We start from the raw sequence: 9,137 nt of genomic DNA on the forward strand, positions 1-9,137 counted from the left end.
CGGGACGAAATTGAAATTCATCAGATTTAAGAAACCCGTGCCAATGATTCCTCAGCCAACTGAATCATCGCCTGCTTGACTTCGCTGTCGGGCAATACTGCCAAAGAAGCCACGGCTTGCTCAACGGCTTTTCGTGCTTCGGAAATCGAATAAGTCAGCGCATCGGAATGGACAACATAATCATGGATTTTTTGGAAACTGCTGCGATCCGCATTTTCCAAAGCGTGGCGCACATCGTCCGCCACTTGTTTCGAACCGTTGCGCATCAGATAAATCAGCGGCAAAGTCGGTTTGCCTTCTGCCAAATCGTCGCCGACGTTTTTACCGATTTCTTCGGTTTCGCCCGAATAATCCAAAACATCATCAATAATTTGGAACGCCGTACCGACATACATGCCGTAGTCTTTCAACGCCTGCTCATGTTCGGGGGACGCATTGCCCAAAATCGCGCCAACCTGCGCGGCCGCTTCAAACAATTTGGCCGTTTTATATTGAATCACTTGAACATATTGCGCTTCAGTAATATCGGTATTGCCGATGTTCATCAGCTGCATGACCTCGCCTTCGGCAATAATATTGGTTGCATCCGCCATGACTTCCAAAATGCGCATACTGCCGGAATCAACCATCAATTGGAAAGCGCGCGTATACAAAAAGTCGCCGACCAACACCGCCGCCGCATTGCCGAACAGATTATTCGCCGTTTCGCGTCCGCGGCGCAAATCGCTTTCATCGACCACATCATCATGCAGCAGGGTCGAAGTGTGGATAAATTCCACCATTGCCGCCAAAGCATACAGCTTATCTCCATCATAGCCGACCGACTTACCTGCCAAAATCGTCATAATCGGACGCAGACGCTTACCACCGGCACTGATAATATAAGTACCGATTTGCGAAATCAGCGCGACATCAGACTGAACCGCTTGGTTGATCACCTCATTGACCCGTGAAAGGTCTTCAGGCAGATGGCGTTGGAAATAAGGCAGGTTTTCGAGCATAACACATTCTCAGTCAGCAAAATGAAGCAGGCTTGCCGTATAAATAAATGGGTTGGGTATAAGGCGGAAATAATATTGCCGCATAAAAAATATCGGCAATCCAACGCGCGATTATAGCAGCAAAGCCCGTTTGACACATCTTTCAGACGACCCTGCCCCCACAAACGAAATAAACTTTGACAAAACAGGCAAATAGCAATATAATCTCATGTTTCGCACAATGGTGTGCGGGATATTAACCATAATTCTCATGGAGTTGAGTATGTACGCGGTCGTAAAAACCGGCGGCAAACAATATAAAGTTGCCGTTGGCGAAAAATTGAAAGTAGAACAGATACCAGCCGAACTCGACAGCCAAATCGAACTGACCGAAGTTTTGATGATTGCTGACGGCGAATCTGTAAAAGTTGGCGCTCCTTTTATCGAAGGCGCAAAAGTAACAGCTAAAGTAGTAGCCCATGGTCGCGGCGAAAAAGTACGTATTTTCAAAATGCGCCGCCGTAAACACTACCAAAAACGCCAAGGCCATCGCCAAAATTTCACCCAAATCGAAATCGTGGCAATCGCCTAATTTTTGAAACTTAGGAGTATTACAAAATGGCAAGTAAAAAAGCAGGCGGTAGCACCCGCAACGGTCGCGATTCAGAAGCCAAACGCTTGGGCGTAAAAGCCTACGGCAACGAGCTAATTCCGGCAGGTTCCATCATCGTCCGCCAACGCGGTACCAAATTCCACGCCGGCGACAACGTAGGCATGGGCAAAGACCACACTTTGTTCGCCAAAGTTGACGGTTATGTTGAATTCAAAACCAAAGGCGCGCTGAACCGTAAAACTGTCAGCATCCGTCCTTACACCGGTTCTGAAGAATAATCCGAGTTTATCGTGATATTGAGAAAGCCGTATTTCTTAGGGAATACGGCTTTTTTGTTTGTATGGGTTGGCAATGATTTTGCCATCGCCGATTCAATCTTAAACAGCGCAAACAACAAAGCAACACACGATACAACAGACACGATAGGAAACTACACTGTACTGCTTAAAAGCCAAGCTATAGTGGATTAACTTTAAACCAGTACGGCGTTACCTCGCCTTAGCTCAAAGAGAACGATTCTCTAAGGTGCTGAAGCACCAAGTGAATCGGTTCCGTACTATCTGTACTATCTGCGGCTTCGTCGCCTTGTCCTGATTTAAATTTAATCCACTATACTACAAAATTTCAGACGACCCCTTCGCCCTCATGATAATCTTATCCTTCCCATACTATGGCGTAAGAAAAAAGCAAACCCATATAGCCGCTACTTATTGTTTTTAAAACATGGCATGATACGCAACACATTGCCGCCATTGACTTACATTAAGCGCAGCGTAAAAAATCATTCACGATATAAATACTTGAATTACTCAATCGATACTTTTGCTATAATCAATTACTCAATGCAGATTACCCTTATCTCATTCAAACACAGTAAACTTAAGGTCGTCTGAAATTATCCGTCCCCCTTTAACAAAAAGGATGCCTCATGAGCTTACACAGCGATATTCTTGTCGTCGGCGCAGGACCTGCCGGGTTGAGTTTTGCCGCAGAACTGGCCGGCAGCGGTTTGAAAATCACCCTGATTGAAAAAATCCCTTTAGAAATTTTACAAAACCCTCCTTATGACGGGCGTGAAATCGCATTGACCCACCTATCCCGCGAAATTATGCAACGCTTGGGCATGTGGGATTTGATTCCGAAAGACGAAATTTACCCCTTACGCGATGCAAAAGTCTTGAACGGGCAGTCCGATTACCAACTCCACTTCCCGCAACCGACCCAAGCGCGCGGCGAACCTGCCGACTGCTTAGGTTATCTGATTTCAAACCACAATATCCGCAAAGCCGCTTATGAAGTCGTATCCAAACTGGAAAACGTTACCATTCTGACCGGTACGGGCGTCAAAGAAGTCAAAACTTCCGAAGATGAAGCCCAAGTCATCTTGGAAAACGGCGAAGTTTTGAGCGGCCGCCTACTCTTGGCAGCAGACAGCCGCTTTTCCCAAACCCGCCGACAACTGGGCATTTCCTCCGATATGCACGATTACAGCCGCACCATGTTTGTCTGCCGCATGAAGCATACCCTGTCCAACCAGCATACCGCTTACGAATGCTTCCACTACGGCCGCACCATCGCCCTGCTGCCCTTGGAAGAACATCTGACCAACACAGTCATTACCGTCGATAGCGACAAGGCAGACACCATCAAAAAAATGTCTCCCGAAGAATTGGCTGCCAGCGTCAAAGAGCAGCTCAAAGGCCGTTTGGGCGACATGGAATTGGTCAGCACCATTCACAACTATCCCTTGGTCGGCATGATTGCCCAACGTTTCTATGGCAAACGCAGCGCCTTAATCGGCGACGCCGCCGTAGGCATGCACCCTGTTACCGCACACGGTTTCAACTTGGGCTTATCCAGCGCAGACCTCTTGGCAAAACTGATTCTCGAAGCGGAACAACGCGGTCAAGACATCGGCGCCGCCAGCCTGCTGGAAAAATACAGCACCAAGCATATGCTCCATGCCCAGCCGATTTACCACGGCACCAATATGCTGCTCAAACTCTTTACCAATGAAACCGCGCCCGCCAAAATCTTGCGCGGCTTGGTATTGCGTGCCAGCAACAACTTCCCGCCGCTGAAAAAACTGATTACCAAACAACTCACTGGCTAATCCGTTTAAACACATCAAAAGGTCGTCTGAAATACTTTTCAGACGACCTTTTGACTATCCAATCAAATATAGTGGATTAAATTTAAATCAGGACAAGGCGACGAAGCCGCAGACAGTACAGATAGTACGGAACCGATTCACTTGGTGCTTCAGCACCTTAGAGAATCGTTCTCTTTGAGCTAAGGCGAGGCAACGCCGTACTGGTTTAAAGCTAATCCACTATAACAAACTTCCCATGCCGTAAAACAAACCCGCTCATACGCCTGAGTTCTGCTGTTTCAGACGACCTCCAAGATTGCTATGATATAGTGGCTTGACTTTAAACCAGTACGGCATTGCCTCGCTTTGTCCTGATTTAAAGTGAATCCACTATCCCACTCCCGTCATCCTTCCAAACGGAATCCAAAATGTCCGACAACCGCCTCGACACCGCCCGCCGCCATTCCCTGTTCCTCGCCCGCCAGCTCGACAACGGCAAACTCAAGCCCGAAATCTTCCTGCCCATGCTGGACAAGGTCTTAACCGAAGCGGATTTCCAAGCCTTTGCTGACTGGGACACTATCCGCGCGGAAGAAAACGAGGAAGAATTGGCGCGGCAGTTGCGCGAGTTGCGCCGTTATGTGGTGTCGCAGATTATCGTGCGCGATATAAACCGTATCAGCGATTTGCACGAAGTTACCCGCACGATTACGCTGTTTGCCGATTTTGCCGTCAATACCGCGCTGGACTTTGCCTACGCCTATTATCGGGACATGTACGGCACGCCGATCGGGCGTTATACCAAATCGCCGCAGCATTTGAGCGTGGTGGCGATGGGCAAGGCGGGCGGCTATGAGTTGAACGTGTCTTCCGACATCGATTTGATTTTCGTCTATCCCGAATCGGGCGATACCGACGGCAGGCGCGAACGGGGCAATCAAGAGTTTTTCACCAAAGTCGGGCAGAAACTGATTGCGCTGCTGAACGACATCACCGCTGACGGGCAAGTGTTCCGCGTCGATATGCGGCTGCGGCCGGACGGCGATTCGGGCGCGCTGGTATTGAGCGAAACCGCGCTGGAGCAATACCTGATTACGCAGGGGCGCGAATGGGAGCGCTATGCGTGGTGCAAAGGCCGCGTGGTTACGCCGTATCCGAACGACATCAAAGCACTGGTGCGCCCCTTTGTGTTCCGCAAATATCTGGATTACAGCGCGTATGAAGCAATGCGGAACCTGCACCGCCAAATCCGCAGCGAAGTCAGCAAAAAAGGCATGGCGGACAACATCAAACTCGGCGCGGGCGGCATCCGCGAAGTCGAATTTATCGCCCAGATTTTCCAGATGATACGCGGCGGACAAATGCGCGCGCTGCAACTGAAAGGCACGCAGGAAACGCTGAAGAAGCTTGCCGAGCTGGGCATCATGCCGTCTGAAAACGTCGAAACCCTGCTCGCCGCCTACCGCTTCCTGCGCGACGTCGAACACCGCCTGCAATACTGGGACGACCAGCAAACCCAAACCCTGCCTACCTCGCCCGAACAGCAGCAACTGATCGCCGAAAGCATGGGTTTCGACAGCTACGCCGCCTTTTCAGACGACCTCAACATTCATCGGAACAAGGTCAATCAGTTGTTCAACGAAATTTTGAGCGAACCCGAAGAACAAACACAGGACAACAGCGAATGGCAATGGGCATGGCAGGACAAGCCCGACGAAGAAGAGCGGCAAGGTCGTCTGAAAGAACACGGGTTCGATGCCAAAACCATCGCCACAAGGCTCGACCAAATCCGGCACGGCCATAAATACCGCCATCTCTCCGCACACGCCCAGCCACGTTTCGACGCCATTGTGCCGCTGTTCGTACAGGCGGCGGCCGAGCAACCCAATCCGACCGATACGCTGATGCGGCTGTTTGACTTCCTCGAAAACATCAGCCGCCGCTCCGCCTATCTCGCCTTTCTCAACGAGCATCCGCAGACCTTGGCGCAACTGGCGCAGATTATGAGCCAAAGCTCATGGGGGGCGGCGTATCTGAGCAAATATCCGATTCTGCTGGACGAACTCATCAGCGCGCAGCTTTTGGATACCGCGTTCGGCTGGCAAGCCCTCGCCGCAGCCCTTTCAGACGACCTCAAAGCCTGCGGCGGCGACACCGAAGCGCAAATGGACACCCTGCGCCGCTTCCAGCACGCCCAAGTCTTCCGCCTCGCCGTCCAAGACCTCGCCGGACTGTGGACGGTAGAATCCCTCTCCGACCAACTCTCCGCCCTCGCCGACACCATCCTCGCCGCCGCCCTGCCGTGCGCGTGGGCGGACATGCCCAAAAAACACCGCGACACCCCGCAATTCTCCGTCGTCGGCTACGGCAAACTCGGCGGCAAAGAACTCGGCTACGCCTCCGACCTCGACCTCGTCTATCTCTACGACGACCCCCACCCCGACGCAGGCGACGTGTACAGCCGTCTTGCCCGCCGCCTGACCAACTGGCTTTCCGCCGCCACCGGCGCAGGCAGCCTCTACGAAACCGACCTGCGCCTGCGCCCCAACGGCGACGCCGGCTTTCTCGCCCACAGCATCGCCGCCTTCGAAAAATACCAGCGCGAAAACGCATGGACGTGGGAACACCAGTCCCTCACCCGCGCCCGCTTCATCTGCGGCACACCCGAAATTCAGACGGCCTTCGACCGCATCCGCACCGAAATCCTCACCGCCGAGCGCGACCAAACCGCCTTGGCAGGCGAAATCATCGAAATGCGCGAAAAAATGTTCCCCACCCATCCACCTGCCGACAGCAACGTCAAATACGCGCGCGGCGGCGTGGTCGACGTCGAATTTATCGTCCAATACCTCATCCTTGCCCATGCCCGCCAATATCCGCAACTCCTCGACAACTACGGCAACATCGCCCTCTTGAACATTGCCGCCGACTGCGGCCTCATCGACAAAACCCTCGCCGAACAAAGCCGCACCGCCTACCGCTTCTACCGCCAGCAGCAACACAACACCAAACTGCGCGACGCGGAAAAAACCGAAGTAACCGACGAATTACTGGCACATTACGGCAATGTCAGGAAATTGTGGCGGGAAGTGTTCGGGGAGGAGGCGAAACTCGGATAAAGCGGATGTTACGAAGAGGGATTAAGTCATTAGCTGCATAGCGTGGGTTCTACTACCTAAAAATCACCGCAAACCCGTAGCGTGGGCTTCGCTCATGAAACCCATTAAAATTTCAGACGACCTCTTTTACCCGTCATTCTCGTGGGCAAAGCCCACGCTACAACGCACACCGAAGGGGCAAATAGAGATGTAGGTCGGATACTTGTATCCGACAAAAACATTTGTCGTGTCTATCGTTTCCGAAAAACCGCTATTGGAAATGTCGGATTCGAGAATCCGACCTACAGGCTGAAATCAATAAGGAAGAACATTATGTCCCAAGTTTTTAAAGATTTTGATTTGTCCTCCGTATGGGAAGCTAATAGTTGGGCAGATGAAAACTACAAAGAAGCCCCGTTTACCCCTGAAATTTTGGCTGCCGTAGAAAGTGAGCTAGGCTATAAATTGCCGCAAAGTTTTATTGAATTGATGGCAGTACAAAACGGCGGGATATTTGTCAAAAACTGCTTTCCAACCACGCAGAGAAATTCGTGGGCAAAAGATCATGTGCAAATTTGCGAGGTATCGGGAATCGGTTTTGAAAAAGAAGGGAGTCTGTGCGGCGAGATGGGGCAAAAACTTTGGCTGGAAGAATGGGAATATCCGCCTATCGGCGTGTATTTGGCCACCGACCCGTCAGGAGGGCATGCCCTGTTTGCCTTGGACTATCGAGAGTGTGGAAAAGACGGAGAGCCGAAAGTGGTGCTTGTCGAACAAGAATGGGATTTTGAAATAGTCGAACTTGCCCCCGATTTCGAAACCTTTATCCGCAGCTTGCGGCATGAAAATGAGTTTTCAGATGAGTAAACACAAAATCGAAAAGAGTAAGTCGTCTGAAACCCGTAGCGTGGGCTTTGCCCACGAACCAAACCCAAAATTTCAGACGACCTCTTTTAGCCGTCATTGTCGTAGGCAAGGCCCACGTTACAATGTACACCGACGAGGCAAATAGTCGTCTGAAAACGGGAGAAGCAATTTTTGTCGAAATCTCTGCCGTCATTCCCTCGCAGGCAGGAATCCAGATGTAGGTCGGATACTTGTATCCGACAAAAACATTTGACGCGTCTGTCGTTTCCGAAAAACCGCTGTTAGAAATGTCGGATTCGAGAATCCGACCTACGGCTTGCTGCGCGGGAATGACGGCATTAAAGAATCGGCAGTTTGCAAATAGGTCGTTCAAATTAAGTGATTCGATTCTTATCTTTAGAATCCGAAAAGATTAATCAGCAAAAATAGGAAAGGGAAAAAAATGGGATTTTTTAGCGAGTTACATGATGATTTGGTGCAGGTTAAAAAGAAAATTGCCCAAGCGGATGAGTCGATGTTGTCAGAACAGGAGCGCGAACAGTATGAATTGATTACGGCGGTAGCGTCATCGATGATTGACAATCCTGAGTTATGGGAAAAGGATTGTTTATTCAATATAAAGTATATAGGTGATAATTTTAATAGCCAAATTCAAAATTTACAGAACAATATTTCGAAGGAAGAAGCTACAAACCTCTATGTTTGCATGGTGAGGTTTTTGGTTGAACTTGATTTGAGCTATGGGTTGGGAGGAATCAATTTTTTAGGAATAATTCATTAGATAAAGTAATAGAACCTTTAAGGGAAAAAATGTATTTCCCTCACAGTGAATATGCAAGGCAGCTTAACTATGCTTTTTACAAAATGCCAATAGATATACTGTGTTCTTACATGGGCGACGAGGGCTTTAAGACATTTTTTGAATTTGATGAAAGAAGAAACGTTTTAGAAAAATCGATTCAGCAATATCAGAATGAAGTCAACAAAAAAATAGTTGAAGTTCAGCAAAGAATAAATGACGTAAATAAACTTAAGGAAAAATTAGACGAATACAAAACAGCATTCAACTTTGTCGGCTTGTCCCAAGGTTTTGAAAATCTGTTAAAACAAAAAAACGAAGCCAAAAAGAAAACTTTTTGCTTGTTAGCAAGTTTAGCAATAGCCGCACTTCTGCCTTTAGGATTTAGCTTCTGCAAAAAATTCATTGCAAATGTAGATATTTCTTGGCAATCCATGCTGCCCATTATCGGCTTGGAGTTTGTTTTAATCTATTTCTTCAGAGTGGTTTTAACTCATTATAGTCAATTAAAATTAAAATAGGACAGTAGCGCATCGTCAAATCGGGCGTAATCAGACAATACGGTTCGCAGATACCGCTTAATATTCGCCCACACCTTCTCAATCGGGTTGAGCTCAGGTGAATAAGGTGCAAGAGGCAATACCTTATGTCCCCATTTTTCCGCCATTTTCCGTAAGACACCCATACG

General features: G+C 49.2%; 9 protein-coding genes. 7 read left to right on the forward strand and 2 right to left on the reverse strand.

Translation table 11 applies throughout. The features are described 5' to 3' along the window. Positions 1-26: 26 nt before the first annotated feature. Positions 27-1,001 (reverse strand): polyprenyl synthetase family protein, encoded by a 975-nt coding sequence (locus HMPREF1051_RS02510; protein ID WP_003763985.1) that lies wholly within the window; start codon positions 999-1,001, stop codon positions 27-29. 262 nt (positions 1,002-1,263) lie between these two features. On the opposite strand from HMPREF1051_RS02510, the gene rplU reads away from it, so the two are divergent. From rplU to HMPREF1051_RS02545, 7 genes are all read left to right on the forward strand, one after another. Beyond that, on the forward strand, positions 1,264-1,572 hold the full coding sequence (gene rplU, locus HMPREF1051_RS02515; RefSeq protein ID WP_003763980.1) for a 50S ribosomal protein L21: 309 nt from the start codon (positions 1,264-1,266) through the stop codon (positions 1,570-1,572). Positions 1,573-1,598: 26 nt separating this feature from the next. Further along, positions 1,599-1,871, forward strand: coding sequence for a 50S ribosomal protein L27 (gene rpmA / locus HMPREF1051_RS02520; RefSeq protein WP_002212328.1), 273 nt, complete (start codon positions 1,599-1,601; stop codon positions 1,869-1,871). 650 nt (positions 1,872-2,521) lie between these two features. After that, positions 2,522-3,706, forward strand: a complete 1,185-nt coding sequence (gene ubiM, locus HMPREF1051_RS02525) for a 5-demethoxyubiquinol-8 5-hydroxylase UbiM (protein ID WP_003763972.1) — start codon at positions 2,522-2,524, stop codon at positions 3,704-3,706. 407 nt (positions 3,707-4,113) lie between these two features. Then, entirely contained in the window at positions 4,114-6,804 is a 2,691-nt protein-coding gene (gene glnE, locus HMPREF1051_RS02530; protein WP_003763991.1) for a bifunctional [glutamate--ammonia ligase]-adenylyl-L-tyrosine phosphorylase/[glutamate--ammonia-ligase] adenylyltransferase, read from the forward strand. A 312-nt stretch (positions 6,805-7,116) separates the two neighbouring features. After that, a complete protein-coding gene (locus HMPREF1051_RS02535; RefSeq protein ID WP_003763989.1) occupies positions 7,117-7,650 on the forward strand; it encodes an SMI1/KNR4 family protein in 534 nt (177 codons plus the stop codon). 442 nt (positions 7,651-8,092) lie between these two features. Next, positions 8,093-8,431 carry a hypothetical protein gene (locus HMPREF1051_RS02540; RefSeq protein ID WP_003763974.1) on the forward strand — a complete coding sequence of 113 codons (339 nt, stop codon included), beginning with the start codon at positions 8,093-8,095 and terminating at the stop codon, positions 8,429-8,431. 29 nt (positions 8,432-8,460) lie between these two features. Then, the gene (locus tag HMPREF1051_RS02545) at positions 8,461-8,970 is read left to right on the forward strand and encodes a hypothetical protein (RefSeq protein WP_050901434.1); all 510 of its coding nucleotides are present in this window, start codon (positions 8,461-8,463) and stop codon (positions 8,968-8,970) included. Here the strand turns inward: HMPREF1051_RS02545 and HMPREF1051_RS12860 are convergent. After that, positions 8,952-9,137 (reverse strand): transposase (locus HMPREF1051_RS12860; RefSeq protein WP_196794306.1); only part of this gene is annotated, 186 nt, incomplete at its 5' end. The genes HMPREF1051_RS02545 and HMPREF1051_RS12860 overlap by 19 nt on opposite strands.

It is taken from the genome of Neisseria sicca VK64 (assembly GCF_000260655.1).
Classification (GTDB): domain Bacteria; phylum Pseudomonadota; class Gammaproteobacteria; order Burkholderiales; family Neisseriaceae; genus Neisseria; species Neisseria sicca_B.

Coding starts and splice junctions, on each gene's coding strand:
- HMPREF1051_RS02510 (WP_003763985.1), bottom strand. CDS start 1,001: ATGCTCGAAAACCTGCCTTATTTCCAACGCCATCTGCCTGAAGACCTT.
- rplU (WP_003763980.1), top strand. CDS start 1,264: ATGTACGCGGTCGTAAAAACCGGCGGCAAACAATATAAAGTTGCCGTT.
- rpmA (WP_002212328.1), top strand. CDS start 1,599: ATGGCAAGTAAAAAAGCAGGCGGTAGCACCCGCAACGGTCGCGATTCA.
- ubiM (WP_003763972.1), top strand. CDS start 2,522: ATGAGCTTACACAGCGATATTCTTGTCGTCGGCGCAGGACCTGCCGGG.
- glnE (WP_003763991.1), top strand. CDS start 4,114: ATGTCCGACAACCGCCTCGACACCGCCCGCCGCCATTCCCTGTTCCTC.
- HMPREF1051_RS02535 (WP_003763989.1), top strand. CDS start 7,117: ATGTCCCAAGTTTTTAAAGATTTTGATTTGTCCTCCGTATGGGAAGCT.
- HMPREF1051_RS02540 (WP_003763974.1), top strand. CDS start 8,093: ATGGGATTTTTTAGCGAGTTACATGATGATTTGGTGCAGGTTAAAAAG.
- HMPREF1051_RS02545 (WP_050901434.1), top strand. CDS start 8,461: ATGTATTTCCCTCACAGTGAATATGCAAGGCAGCTTAACTATGCTTTT.